Origin of the sequence: Streptomyces pilosus (assembly GCF_014649835.1) — a bacterium.
GTDB lineage: Bacteria > Actinomycetota > Actinomycetes > Streptomycetales > Streptomycetaceae > Streptomyces > Streptomyces pilosus.
In genome coordinates this window covers 61,692-81,616 of the sequence record NZ_BMTU01000014.1, presented here as the reverse complement: position 1 = coordinate 81,616, position 19,925 = coordinate 61,692, and the positions used below count along the sequence as shown (strand labels likewise).

The window sequence follows — 19,925 nt, the reverse complement described above, 5'->3', positions numbered from 1 at the left end:
ACGCCCCGCGGACGGCCGCGGCGGCACACCGATGCCGGGCCCTTGGATTCCCGGAAACGAACGACGGAAAGAAGGCTGACGGCATGCACCGTGCGCTGTGTCCGGTCGAGACCCTCTACGTGGGCCAGAGAAGCAGAGCCGTGCTGTCCTGCGCTCTGCGCGGGCCCGTGGACGTGGCGGCGCTGTCGGCCGCGTTCGACGCCACCACGGAGGCGAACCCGCCGCTGCGCTCCCGCATCGAACAGGACGGCGAGGGCCACGTACTGCGTCTGCTCGGCGAGGACGAGCGGCCCCGGCTGGTCACACGGACCGGCGACGCGACGGACGCCTACACGGCCGAACTGAACCGGCCCCTCCCGGTCGGGGGACCGCTGAGCCGTGCCGTCCTGGTCAGCGCGCCGGGCGGCGAGAGCCACCTGTTCGTGCTGGTGGTGGACCACACGGTCGTCGACGGCCACAGCAGCATCACGCTGCACAACGCCGTGTGGGACCGCTACCGTGCCCTGGTCGACGGGCAGCCCGGGGCCGGGACCGCCGACCCCGGCCTGCCCCGCTGGCCCGAGCCCGTCAGCCGGCTGCTGCCGCCGGCCGACGACGCCGACACGGCGAAGTACCTCGACGGCCGCATCGAGGAGATGCGACGGCACCCGGTCGAGCTGGTGCCGTACGACGTGCCGCGCCCGTCCGCGGGCGCGCGGGAGCCCGCCCCGCACGGCCGCGTCGAGGTCCGCAGGCTGACCCTGGACGCGGACCTCACGTCGCGGCTGCGCCGGACGGCGCGCGGCGCGGGCGTCTCCGTGCACGCGCTGATCGCGGCGACGCTGCTGGCGACGGCCCGGCGGCGCCTGGACGGCGACGGGCCCCGCACGCTCGGCTGCCTCTCCCCGGTCGACCTGCGCTCGCGGCTGACCCCGCCGCTGCCCGCCTCCGCGCTGGTCCCCGCGGTCACCACCCACCTGCAGACCCTCGAGGTGTCCGAGGCCTCCGAGCCGCTCCGGCTGGCCCGCACCGTGCACGGGCGTCTGAGCGACTTCCTCTCCCGCGGCGACCACTTCCACGAGATGCGCATTACGCCGGAGATCCCCCGCAACCCCGCTCTGCAGCTGGCCACGGTCATCGCCACCAACATGGGCGTCGTCCCCGGCCCCCGCCTGCCGAGCGGGCTGCGCGCGGTCGACGTGCGTCTGGTGCCGGCCCGCGAGCACTACTTCCCGCAGGCGGGACGCAGCCCCGTCATGGCGTGCGTGGTCTCCTTCGAAGGCCGGCTCTCCATCGAGTTCCCGCACTCCACCGCCTGTTACAGCCCGTCCTTCATGAGGGCGTTCCGCGACGACGTGCGCGCCGGGCTGCTCCGCTTCACGACCGGGGCAGACGCCGGGCACCCCCCGGCGGCCACGGGCTGAGCCCTTCCCCGCTCCCCCATCCGCCCGGCTGCCGTAAGGAGGCCCTCCCCCGACATGACCACCGTCAGCGAACTCCCCTCCCCCCTGACGCTGCTCCCCCGAGCCCAGGCGGGCGACGAGCACGCGATGAACCACCTGCTGACCTCCATCACGCCCTACGTCGCGCGCATCTGCCGGTCCATCACGCACGACGACGGTGCCGACGCCACGCAGGAGGCGCTGCTCGCCGTCTACCGCGGCCTGGGCACCCTGCGCGAACCGGCGGCGTTCTACGGCTGGGTGCGCTCGGTGACGGTCCGCGAGGCCGTCCGCACCGCCAAGCGCTTCGGCGAGGAACGCTGCTGCTCCCAGGTGGAGTCGCGGCACGAGACGAACCCGCTGGACGCGGTGCACATCAGCGACGTGCTGGAGCGTCTGTCCCAGGCGCACCGGCAGGTCCTCACCCTGCGGGCCTACGGGCTCAACGAGGAGGAGATGGCCGAGGTGCTCGCGCTGCCCGTGGGCACGGTCCGCTCCCGTCTCTTCCGTGCCCGCCGCCGGTTCCAGGAGGCGTGGCAGCCCTCGGCGGCGTGAACCCGGCGTCGGCGCACCGCGGCCGAGCCCGGGGCGGCGGCCGCGGCGGTGTGTCACCGCCGCGGCCGCCGCCCCGGGCTCGGCGAGCCCGCTCCGCACTACGACCGAACGCGTTCGGCACGCACGCGCGGGGGCCACTGCCCCGCGGCGAACATCCCCAGCGCGTGCGCCCGCGCCACCAGGGCGGGGCGGTTCGGCGCGTCGAAGCGCCGCAGCATCTGCCCCACCCGGTACTCGATTCCCTGACGGCTCAGATAGAGACGGGAGGCCATCTGCACCGTGGACTCACCACTCGCCACACCCTCCAGGACCTGCGCGTCGAGGGCGCTGAGCACGGGCCCGCCGGACATCGTGTCCTCGGGCCGGCGCAGGAAGACCACGACACCGGCGATCTCACCGGAGGGATTCCTGACGGCGGTCGCGGTGACGTCGGCCGGGACGTCCCGGCCGTCGCCGTCCCGGGCCATCACCCTTTCCGTGAATCCACGACCGTGCCCCGAGGAAAGGACGGTGAACCGTTGCCGCAGTCGAGCGGGAGCGGGAGAACGGAGAAGGTCGAGAAGACAATACCCGCATATCTCGTCGGCACTCAGGCCGAATTGGCGGGCGAATTCGGGTTCCGCGGCCGTGACGGCCAGGTCCCCGGGGGAAAGGTAAGCGGTGCAGGCACCCGCCGGGGCGGCACCGTCCGGCGCGCCGCTTCCGGTCGGGTCGCGGCGGGCAGGGGCAGCCGGGGTGGCGGCGATCTTCTTCTTGCGGGGCGAGGCGTCGGGGTAACTCGTGGTCGCCACGGACGTACCGTCCTTCTTCCTGCGCGTGAGGGGCTGGGAAGGGTGTGCGAACGCGGAACGGACCGACGCGCTGTGCCTGGGTGTGGACGAGCGCCCGGTGACGGCACGCACCACCTCGCCGGTGGCAGGAGCCGCGTGTCCGCGTCGTCCCGGGAGTCCGGCGCCGGGGCGCCGGACTCCCGGGCAGGTCAGGATGAGCAGAGGAAGCGGCGCCGAGGCGACCGGCATCCGACTGCCGTGGAAAACGTTGTCATGGTCACTCGAGGTCGGGACCCGGCATCGAAGACGAGTCACCGGGCGGACCGGCCGACCGTACGTCCGGCCGTCGCCGGGATCCCGGGCGGAAACTGCGCGGCATGAAAACCTCCACATGACGAAAAGAGGATCGCATCAAGGGGGCGCCATTGAGATTAGGGGTCGACAACCCCTCTGGCAAGGGTTTGCCAGGTGACCTCGGCAACGTGGCAAGTCCTGTGCATGCGGGCGGAATTCGGGCAGCGAAAAGCGTCATTCAAACATTGCCCGGGGAGCCCGGGACCGCCTCGGCAACGGTCGGTTGACCTGCGTTTAACCGCTTGTCGCCCGTTGCCGCGCTTCCTAAAGTGTTGCCGAACCGCGCGCCCGACCGGGCAGTCGGGGACCCGCGCAGACCCTTTCGATCGCGCCACGGAACAGAGGGGGAGATGCTCGAACAGCCGCATTTCGGCCGTCGGCTGAAGAGACTCCGGCTGGCACAGGGCCTGAGTCAGGCCGGTCTCGTCGGCGAAGGCATGTCGACGGGATACCTGTCACGCCTGGAGTCGGGTGAACGGCCCCCCACCGAGCGCGCGGTGACCTACCTCGCCCGCCGGCTCGGGGTCGACACGTCCGCCCTCACCGGTCCGTGGGACGGCAGGTCCCTGACCGGGGTCCTGGCCTCCGTGACCTCGGCCCCGCCGGGATCGGACGAGACGGCGGCTCTGTTCCGCGCCGTCGAGGAGGACTCGGGCGAGGATCCCGCCGCCCGCTGGCAGGCGCTGTGGCTGCTGAGCTGCGCCGCCGGCCGGGACGGCGACCACGAGCTGGAACGCACACGGCTGCTGGAACTCGTCGAGCTCGGCGATCTGCTGGAGGAACCGGAGTTGCGGGTGCGGTCGCGTGTCCGCTACGCCCGCTGTGCCCGGGACTCGGGCGACATGCGCGCCGCGGGACCGGCGGCCGCGGAGGCGCTGTCCCTCGCCCGCGCCGCGCAGCTGTGCGTGTCCGACACCCTGGCCGCCCTGACGGTGCTGGTCAGCGTCGAGACGGAGCTGGGCCACCTGGAGGCGGCCGACCTGCACGTCGTGGAGCTGGAACGGGATCTGCTGCCCCGGGCCACAGCCGCCCAGGCGGCCGAAGCACTGTGGGTGGCAGCCGGGGTGAGCACCCGTCAAGGGGACGGTGCGACGGCCCGGGCCCGGCTGGAAGCGGCCCTGGGCATGCTGAAGGGCCAGGACGACCTCACCCTGTGGACCCGGCTGCGGACCGCCGCCACCGCCACCGTGCTGCAGATGTCACCGCCCCGGGTGGACGCCGCCGAACGCTGGCTGGAGGAGGCCGCCCCCGTCCTCGACCTGATCGGCACCCGGCCACAGCTCCAGGAGCTGCGCGCGCTCCAGGCACATCTCGCCTTCCACCAGGGCCGGTTGGAAGACGCCCGCGCCCTCACCCGGTCCCTGATCACCGAGGAGGACCTGCGCCTGACCTACCGCGACCGGGTACGGCTGTCGGTTCTCGACGGACGGCTGACGATCCTGGCGGGTCGCGCCGACGAGGGCATCGCCGCCCTGCAACGACTGGGACGGCAGGCGACGACGTCCGGGAACCTCGACCTGGCGGCGTACGTCTGGCAGGCCCTGGCCACGACCCTGGCCGACGTCCGCTCACCCGAGACCCGCAGGGCGACGCCGACACCGGACGTGCCCGGACGACGCGGCTCCACGAGCTGCTGAACGGCCGGTGTGCGCGCCCGGCACTCCCTGGCGCACGGGCCGGCCGGACGCCCGGAGCAGGCACCTCGACGGTTCCCGCTCCGAGGGTCCTCCCCTCACCGGGCAACGCCTGTCAGCACCTTGTCCACGGAGATCCCGGGGTAACGTCCCTGGCATGGCTTCTCACACCACCGTTGAGCGCGCTCAACGCCTCAAGCAGTTGCACGCCCAGTACAAGCCGCTCGTGCTGCCGACCGTCTGGGACGTCTGGTCCGCGCGCACGGCCGTCGCCGCCGGCTTTCCCGCGCTGACGATCGGCAGCCATCCCCTCGCCGACTCCCGGGGTGCCGACGACCACGAGGGGCAGACCCTCGAGGAGGTGCTCACCGCCGTCAAGCCGATCATCGCGGCGGTCGACGTCCCTGTGTCCGTGGACCTTGAAGCCGGGTACGGGCAGAAGCCCGCCGATCTCGTCGCCGGACTCATCGAGGTCGGCGGCGTCGGTCTCAACGTCGAGGACACCGTCCACTCGGACGGTGGCCGCGTGCGCAGCACGCAGGAGCACGCGAGCTACGTCGCCGGTCTGCGCACGGCGGCCGACGACGCGGGAGTCCCGGTCTGGGTGAACGGGCGCACCGACCTCTTCATGCACGCGAAGGACGCCTCCGACGTCCTCGACGAGGCGATCGAGCGACTGCGGGCCCTGGAAGAGGCCGGTGCCGACAGCGTCTACCCGGTGGGCATCCAGGACAACGACGACCTGCTCACGGCGGTGACCGGCGCCGTCACCGTTCCCGTGAACTCCACGGCCCACCCCGTCAGGCACGACCTCGATCGCTTCCGCCGCCTCGGCGTGGGCCGGATCACCTACGGCCCGTTGCTGCAACTCGCCCTGACGGACACGGTGAAGGACATGCTCAAGCCGTGGGCACCCTGACCGGTTGACCGGACGACGGGGCCGGCCACCGGTTGCCTCCACCCCGCGCCCGAGCGGCCGTTGCCGGCCTTCGGGAGGGTGCGGTCCCGTCGTACCGTGAGCCCGGGCAGTTCGCCACTCGCTCCACGGTGGCCGGCGACGTGAGGGGAAGATGTTCCTGTGCACCTGTACGAAAACCCCGTGATCAGCGGGTTCCACCCCGATCCGAGCGTGTGCCGGGTGGATGACGACTACTACCTGGTGTGCTCCAGCTTCGAGTACTTCCCCGGGCTGCCGCTGTTCCACAGCAAGGACCTCGTGCACTGGGAGCAGATCGGCAACGTGCTCGACCGGCCCGGGCAACTGCCGCTCCCCCTCCCCGGCGCGAAGGCGTCCGGAGGCCTCTACGCTCCCACCATCCGCCACCACGACGGCCGTTACTGGGTCATCAACACCAACGTCGACGGGGGCGGCAACTTCGTCGTCTCGGCCGAGCGGCCCGAGGGGCCGTGGAGCGACCCGGTGTGGATCGACCTGACCGGGATCGACCCCGACCTGGCGTGGGAGGAGGACGGCACCTGCTGGTGCGCCTTCTCCGGCCCCGAAGGGGGCATCCACCTGGCCAGGATCGACCCGGTCGAGGGCGAGGTGCTGGAGGGGCCCTTCGCCACCTGGTCCGGCAGCGGCCTCAAGTACCCCGAGGCGCCGCACCTGTACCGCATCGGCGACTGGTGGTACCTGCTGATCGCGGAAGGCGGCACGGAACGCGGCCACAGCGTGTCCATCGCCCGCAGCCGCTCGCCGCGCGGCCCCTGGCAGGGCGCACCCGCCAACCCCCTGCTGTCACACGGCGGTACTGCCCGCTCCATCCAGAACACCGGCCACGCCGACCTGGTGCAGGCTCCCGACGGCAGTTGGTGGATGGTGCTGCTCGGCGTCCGCCCCCGCGGCTTCACGCCCGACGTGCACGTCCTCGGTCGCGAGACCTTCCTGACCCCCGTGGAGTGGGACGCGGACGGCTGGCCCGTCGTCACGCCGGTCCCCGAGAGCCACGCCGCCCCGGGCGGTGCCTGGCATCCCGTACCGGTCCCGCCCGCCCGCGACGACTTCGACGGGACCGCCCTCGCGCCGCACTGGATCTCGCCGTTCGCCCGCCCCGAGGGCTCCTGGTCGCTCACCGAACGTCCTGGCCGGCTGCTCCTCCACGCCACCGGCCCCACCCTCGACCGCCCCGGCCACACCTTCGTCGGCCGCCGCCAGCAGCACCACGACTGCCGCGTCACCACCATGATCGACCCCGGCGCGGGACGTGGTGGTCTCTGCGTACGCCTCGACGAGGCCCACCACTACGAACTGGAGGTCGGGGACGGGGAGGCCGGCGTCGTCGCCCGGATCGGGCCGCTGCGCCAGACCGTGGCCCGCCGCCCGGTCCCGGCCGGCCCGCTGCGCCTCACCGTCACGGTCCGGACGTCAGGCCTCGTGCCGGCGTCACCGGAACTCACCGACGGCGGCACCACGGGCCCCGACACCATCGCCTTCTGGCTCGACGACCCCGGCGCTCCGGGCTCCCGGCCGCTCGCCGAACTGGACGGGCGCTACCTGTCCACCGAGGTCGCCTGCGGCTTCACCGGCCGTGTGATCGGCATGTATGCCGTCGAGGGCGCGGTCGCCTTCGACTGGTTCGAGTACGCCCCCGCGCCGTCCGTGTGACGCTCGGCGTGCGGGTGCTCCCCCACGACGTCGCGGAACTCCGTATTGCGGCGGCCGGATTCACCGCGGCGCCGCACCGTCGAGGACGACATGACGGCCCGACAGGTCCAGGGCAGGTCCGGGCAGGGGTATCCGCACGGGTCGGCGCCCGGCGTCGTAGCGGCCGAGACCCAGACCCGATCCCCAGCCCCACAGCCCGCCGTCGGTGTCGAGGGCGAGTCCGGTGAGTCCGAAGGCGGCGATCCGGCGGATCTCGGGAAGGCCGTCGACGCGGACCCGTCCGGCGGAGGCGTGCTGTGACGTGTCGCCGTCGCCGAGGGCACCGCTCGCGCCCCGGCCCCAGGCCCGGACCACGCCCTCACGGTCCAGCGCGTAGGCGACGTCGCTGCCCCCCGCCACCTGCACCACGTCACGCAGCCCCGCGACGAGCACCGGGCGTCCCCTCCGGCCACCGAGCGGCTCGCTGCCCAGGAGGCCGTGCGCGTTGCTCCCCCAGGCGCGGACCCGCCCGTCGGCCGTGACGGCGACCACGGCACCGCCCGCCGACGCCACTCCGGCGACGCCGCGCAGGCGAGCGATCGTGGTGGGCCGGGTGCCGCGGGTGTCGCCGAGCACAGACGTGATGTTGACGCCCCAGCCGCGGACCCGGCCGTCGGATCGCAGGACGAAGGCGTTGAGGCGGCCGGGGCCCATGGCGACGACGTCACCGGTGCCGGGCACGCGCCGTGGGACCGGTACGCCGCCGCGGCCCTCTCTCCTCCCGCCGTTGACCAGGAAGCGGTCGTGGCCCCAGGCCGTCACCGTGCCGTCCCCGCGCAGGACGTAGAACGTCGGACCGTTGCCGTACACGGCGCGTGCGTCGTCGATCCCGGTCACCGGCCCTGGCCGGTACACGTGGCGGCGTTCGAGGAAGCCGTGTCCGAGGGATCCGCCGACGTTGGTGCCGTAGGACCACGCCGTGCCGTCGGCCCTCACCGCCACGGTCGTGAAGCCGGTGTCCGCGATCGAGACGACGTCGGTCCAGCCGGGCACCGGCCCCTCCGGGCGACTGCCGGCAGGCGCGTCGAAGTGCGGGGCCCACGCCCACACGGTCCCGCCGGTCGTCGGCCGGGGTGACGGGTGCGGGGCGGGAGCCTGCGGTCGTCGGTCCGCACCGGCGGTCGCGCGGTGCCACGACCTGGCGGCCATGTCGTCCTCCACTTCCCCGCGGCCCGCCCTGGACGCCGTGCGGCGCGTGCCACGGTGGGCGCGACGGGCCGTCACCATGGTGCCGCGCACGGCTCCGGCACGGTCAGGGCAGAGCTGCTCAGCCTCGACGGCGGCCGGTACGGAACCGACCTGAGTAGTACCGCGCAGCCCGGCATCCGCTCTCCTGGGCACGATGGCTCAGTGACTGCCCGTCCGGACAGGGGCCGGATCAGGGCGGTGCGTCACCGCGGGCCTGCTCCTGGTCGCGCACCTCATCGAGGTCGTGGAGCCGTTGCAGCTGACGTACCGGCTGGGCCGTACGGTGGTTGCCGCCGAGCCGTTCCCGGTGCCGGTCGAGGAAGGTCCAGTAACCGGCGGTGTAGGGGCAGGCCCGCTCACCGGTCCGGTCGCCCGGCCGGTAGGGGCACGGCCCGCACAGGTCGCTCATGCGGTGCACGTAGGCGCCGCCCGACGTGTAGGGCTTGGTCGTCATCCGGCCGCCGTCGGCGTACTGCGACATGCCGATGACGTTGGGCATCATGACCCAGTCGTACCCGTCCACGAAGCAGCGGTGGAACCAGTCGGTCAGGGCGGCGGGGTCCCAGCCCCGTTGCAGGGCGTAACTCCCGAGGATCATCAACCTCGGGATGTGGTGCGTCCATCCCGTGTCCCTCACCTGGGCCAGCACCGTGCGCAGGCACCGCGCCCGCACGGCGTCGGCGTCGAGCTCGTTCCACCAGCCGGGCAGCGGGGCGGTGTGGGCCAGCACGTTGGAGCGCCGGTACTCCTCACCGAAGTGCCAGTACAACTGCCACACGTACTCGCGCCAGCCGGCGATCTGCCGGACGAACCCTTCCACGCTGTTCAGCGGCGCCCGGCCGGCGCGCCACTCCGCCTCCGCACGCTCGACGCACTCGGCCGGGCTCAGCAGGCCGAGGTTGAGCGAGGACGACAGCAGGCTGTGGCTCATCACCGGGTCGGCGGCCAGGAGGGCATCTTCGTAGGGGCCGAACGAGGGAAGACGGTGGGTGAGGAAACGCTTGAGCGCCGCTCGTGCCTCGGCGCGGTCCGCCGGGAACATGCGGGGGGCGTCCCGCCCGACGAAGGAGACGTCACCGTCGCCCTCCCAGCGGTCCAGGTCGTGCCGGACCTCGTCGTCGATCTCGTCCTCCCGCGGCCGGTACGGCGGTGGTACCGGCAGGGTGCCGTGCTCCCGCGGCGGGGGCTGCCGGTTGTCGTGGTCGAGGTTCCACCGGCCGTCCGCCGGGGCGTCGCCGTCCATCAGCAGGCCGTGCTCACGGCGCACCCACCGGTAGAAGTCCTCCTGCCGCAGCCTGCGGCCATCCTGTTCCGCCACCCACGCCTCGAAGGCGGTCCTGGGCACGAGGAAGCCCCGGGCGGGACCCACGGACACCTGGCTCAGGGACCGCACCAGCCGCGCCGCGGCGTACGACGTCGGGTGGTGGACCGTGAGCGGGCGGTCACCCACGCTCCGCGCGATCCCCTGCCGGTAGGTGTCGGCCCGGACATAGGTCACCCGGTCCCCCAGTTCCGCCGCACGGTGACGCATCGCGGACAGCACGAGATGCGCCTTGGCGCGGTGGAATCGGCGGCGCCGGAACACCGACCGGGCCTCGATCATCAGCAGCGGGGTGTTACGGCCCGGGCCGGCCTCGCCGGAGTCGCCGGCGTCGAGGAAATGGGGACCGAGCTGGTCACCGAAGAGCCAGTGCACTGCTTGTCCTTTCCCGGTCGCGTCCGCGCTTCCCGTTCGCGTCCGCGGTCGCGGGGAAGCGGTCACGGAGAAGCAGTCGCCAAGAAGCGGTCACGGAGACGGCGATAATCGTCCAGGATCCGCCGGGTCAGCGGCCCGCACCAGATCACGGACCCGGCAGGGTGACGGAGTCGTCCCACCCGACGTCGCCGGTCGAACACGTCGACTCGCCGTCCGGTGGCCAGACGTGCCGTGCCGGCCCGGGTCGCCGCGGCATCTGCGTGGCCGCAGGTCCTACGAACGCGGCTCGGGAGCGCCGGGTGTCAGCCGTCGGCGCTGTGCCGGGGGTCCGGCCGGGTGGGGTGGACGTCGGCGACGGGGATCAGGGCGTGGACCGGTCGTCCGGCGGGGACGGAGCCGAAGAGGACGACGTCACGCGTCCCACTCACGTCGTCGCCTGCGGCCGGCCCGGGGCGATCTCGGCGATCAATCCCTCGACCAGGGTCTTGATCTCGTCGCGGATCGGGCGGACTGCCTCGACACCCTGCCCGGCCGGGTCGTCCAGCTTCCAGTCCAGGTAGCGCTTGCCGGGGAAGACGGGGCAGGTGTCGCCGCAGCCCATGGTGATGCACACGTCGGACTCCTTCACCGCGTCCACGGTGAGGATCTTCGGGACCTCGGCGGAGATGTCGATGCCGACCTCGGCCATCGCGGCGACGGCGGCCGGGTTGACCTGCTCCCCCGGGTCGGAGCCGGCGGAGCGGACCTCGACGCGGTCCCCGGCCAGGTGGGTCAGCCAGGCGGCGGCCATCTGGGAACGTCCGGCGTTGTGGACGCAGACGAACAGGACGGACGGCTTCCCGCTGGGGCTCTCGGACATGAGGGTGCTCTCCCGTCTCGCGGCGGCTGGACGCCACCATGACATCAGCATCCGCTGGTATCAGCGAACGGTGATGTGACAGTATCAGCGCATGCTGACTTCAGTCGATCCTGATGTGATTCGGGCGCTGGGCGATCCCCTCCGACTGCGGATCGTGACCCTGCTGGCGCGCGAGACGCTGTGCACCACGCACCTGGTGGAGGAGACCGGGGCCAAGCAGACGAACCTGTCCAACCACATGAAGGTGCTGCGTGAGGCCGGGCTGGTGGAGACCGAGCCGTGCGGCCGCTTCACCTACTACAGGCTCAGGCCCGACGTGCTGGCCGGCCTGTCCGAGCAGTTCGCCGGGCTCGCCGCCTCCGCCCGCACCGCCGCCGAGAACAAGAGGGCCTGCCCGTGACGTCCACCGAGCCCACCACCGCCCGATCCCGGAGCACTGATGCGGCCGGGGACGACTCGATCGTCGGCAAGCTCTCCACCCTCGACCGCTACCTCGCGGTGTGGATCCTGCTCGCCATGGCCGTCGGCCTCGGGCTCGGCCGGCTCGTCCCGGGCATGAACGACGCCCTGGCCGAGGTGGAGATCGGTGGGATCTCGCTGCCGATCGCGCTGGGCCTGCTGATCATGATGTACCCGGTGCTGGCGAAGGTCCGCTACGACCGGCTCGACGCCGTCACCGGCGACCGCAAGCTCATGGTGTCGTCGCTGGTCGTCAACTGGGTGGTCGGACCGGCGGTCATGTTCGCGCTGGCGTGGATCTTCCTGCCGGACCTGCCCGAGTACCGCACCGGGCTGATCATCGTGGGTCTGGCCCGCTGCATCGCCATGGTGATCATCTGGAACGACCTGGCGTGCGGCGACCGCGAGGCGGCCGCCGTTCTCGTCGCCCTGAACTCGGTGTTCCAGGTCCTCGCGTTCGGCCTGCTGAGCTGGTTCTACCTCGACCTGCTGCCCGGCCGGCTCGGCCTCGGCGACGGCGAGCACCTCGACATCTCCGTGTGGAAGATCGCGCTGAACGTGGTGATATTCCTCGGCGTCCCGCTCGCCGCCGGGTTCCTCACCCGCCGCCTGGGCGAGAGGAAGCTCGGCCGCGCCGACTACGAGCGGAAGTTCCTGCCGAAGATCGGGCCGTGGGCGCTGTACGGGCTGCTGTTCACGATCGTCGTCCTCTTCGCCCTCCAGGGGAAGACGATCACCTCGCAACCGCTGGACGTCGCCCGGATCGCGCTGCCGCTACTGGTGTACTTCGCGGTCATGTTCTTCGGCACGTTCGCCTTCGGCAAGGCGATCGGCCTGGCCCACGACCGGACCACCACCCTCGCCTTCACCGCGGCGGGCAACAACTTCGAGCTGGCCATCGCGGTCGCCATCGCCACCTTCGGCGTCACCTCCGGCCAGGCCCTGTCCGGTGTCGTCGGCCCGCTCATCGAAGTGCCGGTCCTGATCGGCCTGGTCCACGTCGCGCTCGCCTGGCGCAGGAAGTTCACCCCCGACACGTTGACGACGGCCCCGTGACGCGGCACACGGATGTGGTGGTCGTCGGTGGCGGCCAGGCAGGTCTCCCCGCCGGTCACCACCTGCGTCGCCAGGATCTGGACTCCGTGATCCTGGACGCCGGTGCGGCGCCGGGCGGGTCCTGTTCGATGTCGCCACCGCCCGCCGCCGCGCCCTCGACGCCGGCCGCGCCGACACCGGTGGGGTGGCTTCGCTCGGCGACATCGTGGCCGTGCCGCCCGTCCGCGCCGCCCGCGACGCCGGACTCCTGACCGCGCAGCCGATGTTCGCCCGACTCACCGCTACCGGTGTCCGGTGGGCCGACGGCAGCCGGAGCGACACGGACGTGGTGATCTGGTGCACCGGCTTCCGCCCGGCACCGGCTCACCTCGCCCCGCTGAACCTGCGGGGCCCGCGCGGCCGCATCCCCACCGACGGCACGCGCGCCCTCGGCGAGCCGCGGTTGCACCTGCTCGGCTACGGCGACTGGACCGGCCCCGCCTCGGCCACCCTCATCGGCGTCGGCCGCCCGGCCCGCGACGCCGCCCGCGCGATCGCACAGCTGCCCTGACCGGGTCAGGTGGTGGCGGGGCTGCGGCGTTCGGCGAGGACGACGTCGCGCCGGACGCCGTGCGGGCGCCCCGTCCGCCTCCCCAGGTCACCCCCCTCCCCGTCCCGGTCAGGCTGCGGCCGGCAGGGCGAGCAGCTTGCCCATCGCCGCCAGCACGGAGGGCTCCACCCGGTAGTAGACCCAGGTGCCGCGTCGCTCGGAGGTGAGCAGCCCGGCCTCCTTGAGCTTCTTCAAGTGGTGGGACACCGTGGGCTGGGAGACGCCGACGTCGGAGATGTCGCACACGCACGCCTCGCCGCCCTCGTGGGAGGCCACGGCCGAGAAGAGACGGAGGCGGACGGGGTCGCCGAGCGCCTTGAACATCCGCGCGGCGGTTTCCGCTTCCTCGGCGGTCATCGGGCGCTCGGTCAGCGGCGGGCAGCACGGCGTGACGCCCCGGCCGTCGGCTTCGAGCAGCGGCAGCACCTTCGTGTTCGACATGCGTCTATGTTGACACACGTCGAACCAGGCGGGCAGAGGGTCACCGGCTCCACAGGTGCGCGGTCGGGCGGCGAGCGATCCGGGTGAGGTGATCCCGGCCGTTCCCGCGCGGCCTCTCGAGGACGGAGGCCGCTGCCACTCCGACGCCACGAACGCCGGTCCGGCGCGGCGGACCGAGGCGCCGCCGCGGTGGCGCGGGTGCCACCCGGCGGGGCGTCAGCGGCGGCGAGGCCGGACTGCCCCCCGCCCACCACCGTGACGTCGGCGCGCTGCATGCGCGATCTTTGATTTCGATGAATGTCTATGTTGACGCCTATCGATACAGGTGCCATGCTGGGCCGCGCAAGCCATCGACGGATGTCGAAATACACGCTAGGAGTCGCCGTGAACGCCCCCGTCACCACCGAGCTGCCCGTCATCGTGATCGGCGCCGGACCCACCGGCCTGGCCGCCGCCGCTCACTTGCTCGAGCACGGCGTCGAGCCCTTGGTCCTCGAAACCGGCCCGGCCGCCGGCGCGGCAGTGCGCGAGTGGTCGCACGTGCGCCTGTTCTCCACCTGGGGCGAAGTCGTCGACCCGGCCGCCGAAAGGCTCCTCGCCCCCACCGGCTGGACGCGGCCCGACCCGGCGACCTACCCCTCCGGCGGCGACTGGGCCGACCGGTACCTGCGGCCGCTGGCCGACGCCCTCGGCGACCGCGTGCGCACCGGCGCCGAGGTCGCCGGCGTCTCCCGCGCGGGCCGGGACCGGATCGTCGACGCCGGGCGCGCCACCCAGCCCTTCGTCGTCCACGTCAGCTACGCCGACGGCCGCGAGGAGCGGCTGTCCGCCCGCGCGGTCATCGACGCCTCCGGCACCTGGACCACCCCGGGCCCCGCCGGCGGCAGCGGACTGGCCGCACTCGGCGAGCGCGCGGCGGCCGACCGTGTCACCTACCGCGTCCCCGACCTGAAGGACCCGGCCGTCCGCGCCCGGTACGCGGGCAGGCGCACCGCCGTCATCGGCTCCGGCGCCTCCGCGTTCACCGCGCTCGCCCACCTCGCGGACCTGGCCCAGGCCGACGACGGGACCGGCACCACGGCCGTGTGGATCCTGCGCCGCGGCATGTCCGGCTCCACCTTCGGCGGCGGCGAAGCGGACCAGCTCCCGGCACGCGGTGCCCTGGGCCTCGCCGCCAGGGCCGCCGTCGACCAGGGATACGCGGACGCGGTCACGGGCTTCCGCACCGAGGCGATCGAGCGCCACGCCGGGCAGCTCGTGCTCGTGGCGGAGGACGGCCGCCGCCTCGACCCGGTCGACGAGGTGATCGTGCTGACCGGCTTCCGCCCCGACCTGTCCTTCCTGTCCGAGATCCGCCTCGGCCTCGACGAGCGCCTCCAGGCCCCCGTCGGGCTCGCCCCGCTGATCGACCCCAACCAGCACTCCTGCGGCACCGTCTACCCCCACGGCCACCGGGAGCTCTCCCACCCCGAACAGGGGATCTATCTGGTCGGCATGAAGTCCTACGGCCGCGCCCCCACCTTCCTCGCCATGACCGGCTACGAGCAGGTCCGCTCGGTCGCCGCCGCCATCGCCGGCGACCTCGAAGCAGCCGACCGCGTCGAACTCACCCTCCCCGAGACCGGAGTGTGCGGAGGCGCCGGCCTCTTCGACGCCCCCGAAGCCGACCGGAGTGGCGGCGGATGCTGCGCCCCGGCGCCCCAGCTCGTCCAGCTCGGTGCCCCCGCCACGGTGGCCGTCGGCGCCACGGCGGCCGAGGAGGCCCCGGTGGGCGGCTGCTGCGGCGCCTGACCGGCGTCAACACCTCGGCTCGCGGGGCCGCGACCGGATCGGGGGACCGGTCGCGGCCCCGCGCCGCCCGCCCCGCACTCTCATCGCCTCCAGTGGGGCTGCCGCCGTCCGACGGTCATGCCTGGAACTCGGTGAGGTCGATGGCGTGAACGCGCAGTGGATGGCCGTGGACCGGGTGCGCCGTCTCGCGCTCGGGCAGCATGCCGAGCTTGTGGATGACCTTCTCGGAGGCGTTGTCGCCGATCCGGCTGATGCTGATGACGCGGTCCAGGCCGCGGTCCTGGAGCGCGAACTCCAGCGTGGCCTGCGCGGCTTCGGAGGCGTATCCCTGGCCCCAGAACGGTGAGCCGAGACGCCAGCTGATCGCCACGGCGGGCATCACCTCCGGCAGGAACTCGGGCACCGACAGCCCCGTGAAGCCGATCAGTTCGCCCGAGGCCAGCAGTTCGACGGCGAAGAGACCGAAGCCGTCCTCGTCCCACTCCTCCTCCCAGCGCTCGATCTCCTCGGCCGTGTCGTCCAGGTCGCGCACCGAGCCGTCGTCGATCCAGCGCATGACCCGTGGGTCCGCGTTGATCTCCGCCATCGGCGTGAGGTCGTCGTCGTGCCAGCCACGGAGGAGAAGACGGGGTGTACGGATCTCGGTCATGCGCCCATCCTGCCGAACGCGGGGGCCTCAGCCGAAATCCGACGCCACGGGCGGCGACCCCGCGAGCCAGGTCCGGGTCAGTCCCGGCTGCTGTGCGGAACCGGTCCGGCCGGCGCCGTCCCCTGAGGGGCGGGCGCTGCCTTCTAGGGTCGCGTGGGAATCCGGCGGTGGATGTCGTCCAGCAGGTCCCGCATCGCCATGCGGAAGACCTCCGCCTGGTGATCGCCGATGAAGGCGGTGTGCCCGAAGGCCTCCAGGACGACCATGCCGTGCATGTGCCCCCAGGCTCCGAGCAGAAGAGCGGTCGCGGGAGGCGGCAGGGCTTCCGAGCCGTGCGCGAACAGGGGTTCCAGGTGCGCCCGCAGGGCCGGTGAGAGCGCGCGGGTGTCGGCCGACGCGAGCTGCGCCGTGGTGTACCCGTCGAACATCTCGCGCTGGAAGACCGTGCCCAGGCGGCGCATCGCCAGGGTGGTCGGGCCCTCGACAGGCGCCTCGTAGTGGCGCAGCGGCGCACCGTACAGGAGCTGGAAGCGTTCGACGTGGGTGACGGCCCAGCGGCGGTAGCCCTCGGTGGCGGCCAGGAACCGCCGTGCGGCCGGTTCACCGGACGCCGCGTCGACGGATGCCGTCACGGCATCGGCCAGGTCGTCGTACGCCTTGGCCACCAGCGCCGTGACGAGGGCGTCCCTGTTCGGGAAGTAGTGGTAGAGACCCTGCACGGTCATGCCGAGGCTGCGGGCGACCGCTCGCAGCGACAGGGCGTGGGGCCCGTGCTCGGCGATATGACGCTCGGCGGCCTCCACGATCTCGCGCGTGGCGGTGGCGCGGCGTCGCTGGCGCAGGGACGGCGGGGCCGTCGCGGGCTCTTCGGCGAACATGCGGCGATCCTACGGCGGTTGAGGAGACGGGGCGCCGGAGAACCGTGCTCGTCCGGAAAACCTGACAGTGTCAGGTAAATCTCCTTCTGCTCAAGAACCCATTACGTCACTAGCGTCGGTCTCGGCGGCGGCGAGCTTGTCGCCGCGCCCTCCGTGACGGGGTGATGGAGCTCTGTGGCGCATGCCCGCGGCTCACACCCGGCCGGCACCTTCCGCCTTTCCCGAAGAACCTGAAGGAGATCCACGCGTGTTCGAACGTATGGCCGACTTGGCGATCCGCCGGTCCCGGTTGGTGCTGGTCGTCGCCGCCCTGGCCGTGGCCTTGATGGGAGTGGTGGGCGCCGGCGCCTTCGACAAGCTGAAGGGGGGCGGCTTCGACGACCCCGCCTCCCCGTCCACGCGAGCGGCGAACGTCATCGCCGACAAGTTCGGCGGCGAGACCAATCTCGTCCTGCTGGTCCGCTCCGACGGTCCCGTCGACGCCCCCGCCGCCGAGGAGGACGGCCGCAGCCTGGTGGCCGAGCTGAGGCAGGACGACCGGATCGGCAACGTCGTCTCGTACTGGGAGACGGACAGCCCCGACCTGCGCGGCGAGGACGGCCGACAGGCCCTGGTCCTCGCCCATGTGAAAGGCGACAGCACCGCGCAGCGGGAGAACGCCGTCGCGATCCTGGACACCTACAGCGGTGCCTACGAGGACACCCTGACCGTCCGGGCCGGAGGAGGCGCCGCCGTAGGGGCCGACCTGTCGAACCAGGTGGTCGAGGACCTGATCCTCGCCGAGGCGATCGCCCTGCCGTTGACCCTCCTGCTGCTCCTGATCGTCTTCGGCAGCGTCGTCGCGGCACTGCTGCCGCTCGCCATCGCCGTCATCGCCATCATCGGCTCGTTCGCCCAGCTCTTCCTGCTCGGCAGCGTCACCGACGTGGCCGACACCGCCACCAACCTCACCACCGCCCTCGGGCTGGGACTGGGTATCGACTACGCCCTGTTGATGGTCAGCCGCTTCCGGGAGCAGCTCGCGGCCGGGACGGGCGTGGACGAGGCCGTCCGGCGGACGGTGCACACCGCGGGCCGCACCGTCGCCTTCTCCGCGGCGACCGTCGCGGCGGCCCTGGCGGCCCTGATGGTGTTCCCGCAGTACTTCCTGCGCTCGTTCGGCTTCGCCGGCGTCGGCGTCGTCGCCATCGCCGCCCTGAGCACCCTGTTGGTGATGCCGGCCCTGTTGAAGGTCCTGGGGCACCGGGTCGACAGCGGGCGGATGCCGTGGGCGGGGTCGCGGCGCTCCGAGGCGCAGGCACCCGTGTGGGGCCGGCTGGCGCGCACCGTCATGCGGCGGCCCGTGCTCTCGGCGGTGCCCGTTCTCGCCGTGCTGCTGCTGGCGGCGAGCCCGCTGCTGAACATCACCTTCGGCACCCCCGACGAACGCGTACTGCCCGAGGACGCCGAGAGCCGCCAGGTCTCGCAGGTCCTGCGGGAGGAGTTCGGCGGCAGCAAGGACTCGGCCCTCTTCATCACCATCGACACCGCCGTGGACGAGGCCCCGCTGGCTTCGTACGCGGGGCGGCTGGCCGCCTTGGAGGGCGTCGAGCGCGTCGAGACGAGCGCGGGCACCTACAGCGCGGGGCGGCCCGTCGTGACCGGCCCGGCCGACTCCGCCCTCGGCCGGCCCGACGCGCAGCGGATCAGTGTGGTGAGCAGCCTGACGCCGAAGTCGGAGGCCGCCGAGGCCCTGGTCGAGCGGGTACGTTCGGTGACCGCGCCCCCGGGAACCTCCCCCTTGGTCGGCGGCAACGACGCCGTACTGGTCGACGCCAAGGAATCCATCGCCGCCAAGCTCCCGCTGGCCGTGGCCCTCATCGTCCTCAGCACCTTCCTGCTGCTCTTCCTGTTCACCGGCAGCGTCGTGCAGCCGTTGCGCGCGCTGGTGCTCAACCTGATCAGCCTGGGAGCCACTCTCGGCGTGATGACCTGGATCTTCCAGGACGGCAACCTCTCCTCGCTGCTCGGCTTCACCGCCCAGCCGATGGAGCTGGCGATGACCGTGCTGATGTTCTGCATCGCCTTCGGCCTCTCCATGGACTACGAGGTCTTCGTCACCAGCCGGATCAAGGAGCTCCACGACCAGGGAGCGGACAACGAGACCGCCGTGATCAACGGTCTCGGCCACACCGGGCGCATCGTCAGCGCAGCCGCCTTCCTGCTCGCGGTGAGCTTCTTCGCCTTCGGCACGTCTCGGCTCAGCTTCATGCAGATGTTCGGCCTCGGCAGCGGCCTGGCCATCCTCATTGACGCCCTCGCCGTGCGCGGCGTGCTGGTGCCCGCCGCGATGCGCCTGCTGGGCGGCTCGGCCTGGTACGCGCCCCGCTTCCTGCGCACGCTCCACGCGCGCTACGGCCTCAGCGAGAGCGGTCCCGAGCCGACGACCGTCCCCGAAGCGGCGTCCGTCCCCGGGCCCGCGGCATCGGCTCGGGGCGGCGCCAAGGACTCGACCATGGTGTGACGCGGCCGAGCAGCGCTCAGCGACCCACGCCGCGCGGCCCGTACCGGGCGCGTCGCAGCCGGTGATCAAGCCGGCTGCGACGCGTTCCGGCGGTGGAGGGGTCACGCACGGTCGTGGGGACGGCGCGGCCGACAGCATCCGGCGAGCAGCGGGCCGGGGGACGCGTGCGAACGGCGACCGGGGATCCCGGCGGGGTGGCTGTGCGCGGGGCGGTCAGCCGAGCGCTCGCAGAGCCAGCCGCACCACGCTCACGATTCCTCGCACGACCCACGCGAGCAGCCCCGTCTCCACCACCAGCTCGGCGGCGTCCGCGGCCGCGTCGCCACGGTCCGACCGGGCCGGGCACCGGGAGCACGAACGAGGCCAACGGCGCTTTTGCGCACCGCACTTCCTGCACATCGTCATGGCCCCATTCTCTCCCGGCCCCGGGGCCTT

17 protein-coding genes and 2 pseudogenes are annotated in these 19,925 nt (G+C 72.7%); 11 read left to right on the top strand and 8 right to left on the bottom strand.

The window, feature by feature from the left end:
• The first annotated feature begins 83 nt into the window (after positions 1 to 83).
• Positions 84 to 1,403, top strand: coding sequence for a phthiocerol/phthiodiolone dimycocerosyl transferase family protein (locus tag IE118_RS27850; protein WP_189560831.1), 1,320 nt, complete (start codon positions 84 to 86; stop codon positions 1,401 to 1,403).
• Positions 1,404 to 1,457: 54 nt separating this feature from the next.
• Entirely contained in the window at positions 1,458 to 1,976 is a 519-nt protein-coding gene (locus tag IE118_RS27845; RefSeq protein WP_189560830.1) for an RNA polymerase sigma factor, read from the top strand.
• A gap of 98 nt (positions 1,977 to 2,074) precedes the next feature.
• Here the strand turns inward: IE118_RS27845 and IE118_RS27840 are convergent, their stop codons facing one another.
• On the bottom strand, positions 2,075 to 2,995 hold the full coding sequence (locus tag IE118_RS27840; RefSeq protein ID WP_229846957.1) for a PAS domain-containing protein: 921 nt from the start codon (positions 2,993 to 2,995) through the stop codon (positions 2,075 to 2,077).
• 455 nt (positions 2,996 to 3,450) lie between these two features.
• On the opposite strand from IE118_RS27840, the gene IE118_RS27835 reads away from it, so the two are divergent.
• From IE118_RS27835 to IE118_RS27825, 3 genes are all read left to right on the top strand, one after another.
• Positions 3,451 to 4,737 (top strand): helix-turn-helix domain-containing protein, encoded by a 1,287-nt coding sequence (locus IE118_RS27835; RefSeq protein ID WP_189560828.1) that lies wholly within the window; start codon positions 3,451 to 3,453, stop codon positions 4,735 to 4,737.
• 154 nt (positions 4,738 to 4,891) lie between these two features.
• A complete protein-coding gene (locus IE118_RS27830; protein WP_189560827.1) occupies positions 4,892 to 5,653 on the top strand; it encodes an isocitrate lyase/PEP mutase family protein in 762 nt (253 codons plus the stop codon).
• Positions 5,654 to 5,812: 159 nt separating this feature from the next.
• A complete protein-coding gene (locus IE118_RS27825) occupies positions 5,813 to 7,342 on the top strand; it encodes a glycoside hydrolase family 43 protein (protein ID WP_189560826.1) in 1,530 nt (509 codons plus the stop codon).
• A gap of 60 nt (positions 7,343 to 7,402) precedes the next feature.
• Here the strand turns inward: IE118_RS27825 and IE118_RS27820 are convergent, their stop codons facing one another.
• From IE118_RS27820 to IE118_RS27810, 4 genes are all read right to left on the bottom strand, one after another.
• Positions 7,403 to 8,374, bottom strand: coding sequence for an RCC1 domain-containing protein (locus tag IE118_RS27820; protein WP_229846956.1), 972 nt, complete (start codon positions 8,372 to 8,374; stop codon positions 7,403 to 7,405).
• A 385-nt stretch (positions 8,375 to 8,759) separates the two neighbouring features.
• Positions 8,760 to 10,265 carry a cryptochrome/photolyase family protein gene (locus tag IE118_RS27815; protein ID WP_189560824.1) on the bottom strand — a complete coding sequence of 502 codons (1,506 nt, stop codon included), beginning with the start codon at positions 10,263 to 10,265 and terminating at the stop codon, positions 8,760 to 8,762.
• A gap of 302 nt (positions 10,266 to 10,567) precedes the next feature.
• Positions 10,568 to 10,693: a hypothetical protein gene (locus tag IE118_RS34530; RefSeq protein ID WP_268248975.1), complete on the bottom strand. Its 126-nt coding sequence runs from the start codon at positions 10,691 to 10,693 to the stop codon at positions 10,568 to 10,570.
• Positions 10,690 to 11,124: an arsenate reductase ArsC gene (locus IE118_RS27810; protein WP_189560823.1), complete on the bottom strand. Its 435-nt coding sequence runs from the start codon at positions 11,122 to 11,124 to the stop codon at positions 10,690 to 10,692. The genes IE118_RS34530 and IE118_RS27810 overlap by 4 nt, the downstream gene beginning before the upstream one ends.
• 91 nt (positions 11,125 to 11,215) lie before the next feature.
• Here IE118_RS27810 and IE118_RS27805 point away from each other — a divergent pair, with 91 nt between their 5' ends.
• The 4 genes and pseudogenes from IE118_RS27805 to IE118_RS27795 all read left to right on the top strand — a co-directional run.
• Positions 11,216 to 11,524, top strand: coding sequence for an ArsR/SmtB family transcription factor (locus IE118_RS27805; protein WP_189560822.1), 309 nt, complete (start codon positions 11,216 to 11,218; stop codon positions 11,522 to 11,524).
• Complete coding sequence (gene arsB, locus IE118_RS27800) at positions 11,521 to 12,639, top strand: ACR3 family arsenite efflux transporter (RefSeq protein ID WP_189560821.1); 1,119 nt, start codon at positions 11,521 to 11,523, stop codon at positions 12,637 to 12,639. Before IE118_RS27805 ends, arsB begins: the two co-directional genes overlap by 4 nt.
• Positions 12,636 to 12,716 (top strand): annotated as a pseudogene (locus tag IE118_RS34180) (hypothetical protein); the annotation flags it as partial. The gene arsB and the pseudogene IE118_RS34180, both read left to right, overlap by 4 nt.
• A 35-nt stretch (positions 12,717 to 12,751) precedes the next feature.
• Positions 12,752 to 13,189: pseudogene (locus tag IE118_RS27795) on the top strand (pyridine nucleotide-disulfide oxidoreductase); the annotation flags it as partial.
• A 108-nt stretch (positions 13,190 to 13,297) separates the two neighbouring features.
• Here IE118_RS27795 and IE118_RS27790 read toward each other — a convergent pair.
• Complete coding sequence (locus tag IE118_RS27790; protein ID WP_189560820.1) at positions 13,298 to 13,669, bottom strand: ArsR/SmtB family transcription factor; 372 nt, start codon at positions 13,667 to 13,669, stop codon at positions 13,298 to 13,300.
• Between the two features lie 384 nt (positions 13,670 to 14,053).
• On the opposite strand from IE118_RS27790, the gene IE118_RS27785 reads away from it, so the two are divergent.
• On the top strand, positions 14,054 to 15,460 hold the full coding sequence (locus tag IE118_RS27785) for an NAD(P)-binding domain-containing protein (RefSeq protein WP_189560819.1): 1,407 nt from the start codon (positions 14,054 to 14,056) through the stop codon (positions 15,458 to 15,460).
• A gap of 115 nt (positions 15,461 to 15,575) precedes the next feature.
• Here IE118_RS27785 and IE118_RS27780 read toward each other — a convergent pair whose 3' ends face one another.
• Both IE118_RS27780 and IE118_RS27775 read right to left on the bottom strand, forming a co-directional pair.
• Positions 15,576 to 16,109 carry a GNAT family N-acetyltransferase gene (locus IE118_RS27780; protein ID WP_189560818.1) on the bottom strand — a complete coding sequence of 178 codons (534 nt, stop codon included), beginning with the start codon at positions 16,107 to 16,109 and terminating at the stop codon, positions 15,576 to 15,578.
• A 143-nt stretch (positions 16,110 to 16,252) separates the two neighbouring features.
• Positions 16,253 to 16,987: a TetR/AcrR family transcriptional regulator gene (locus tag IE118_RS27775; protein ID WP_189560817.1), complete on the bottom strand. Its 735-nt coding sequence runs from the start codon at positions 16,985 to 16,987 to the stop codon at positions 16,253 to 16,255.
• 247 nt (positions 16,988 to 17,234) lie between these two features.
• Here IE118_RS27775 and IE118_RS27770 point away from each other — a divergent pair, with 247 nt between their 5' ends.
• Positions 17,235 to 19,490 (top strand): MMPL family transporter, encoded by a 2,256-nt coding sequence (locus IE118_RS27770; RefSeq protein WP_189560816.1) that lies wholly within the window; start codon positions 17,235 to 17,237, stop codon positions 19,488 to 19,490.
• Positions 19,491 to 19,925: the final 435 nt, after the last annotated feature.

Coding starts and splice junctions, on each gene's coding strand:
- IE118_RS27850 (WP_189560831.1), top strand. CDS start 84: ATGCACCGTGCGCTGTGTCCGGTCGAGACCCTCTACGTGGGCCAGAGA.
- IE118_RS27845 (WP_189560830.1), top strand. CDS start 1,458: ATGACCACCGTCAGCGAACTCCCCTCCCCCCTGACGCTGCTCCCCCGA.
- IE118_RS27840 (WP_229846957.1), bottom strand. CDS start 2,995: ATGCCGGTCGCCTCGGCGCCGCTTCCTCTGCTCATCCTGACCTGCCCG.
- IE118_RS27835 (WP_189560828.1), top strand. CDS start 3,451: ATGCTCGAACAGCCGCATTTCGGCCGTCGGCTGAAGAGACTCCGGCTG.
- IE118_RS27830 (WP_189560827.1), top strand. CDS start 4,892: ATGGCTTCTCACACCACCGTTGAGCGCGCTCAACGCCTCAAGCAGTTG.
- IE118_RS27810 (WP_189560823.1), bottom strand. CDS start 11,124: ATGTCCGAGAGCCCCAGCGGGAAGCCGTCCGTCCTGTTCGTCTGCGTC.
- IE118_RS27805 (WP_189560822.1), top strand. CDS start 11,216: ATGCTGACTTCAGTCGATCCTGATGTGATTCGGGCGCTGGGCGATCCC.
- IE118_RS27790 (WP_189560820.1), bottom strand. CDS start 13,669: ATGTCGAACACGAAGGTGCTGCCGCTGCTCGAAGCCGACGGCCGGGGC.
- IE118_RS27780 (WP_189560818.1), bottom strand. CDS start 16,109: ATGACCGAGATCCGTACACCCCGTCTTCTCCTCCGTGGCTGGCACGAC.
- IE118_RS27775 (WP_189560817.1), bottom strand. CDS start 16,987: ATGTTCGCCGAAGAGCCCGCGACGGCCCCGCCGTCCCTGCGCCAGCGA.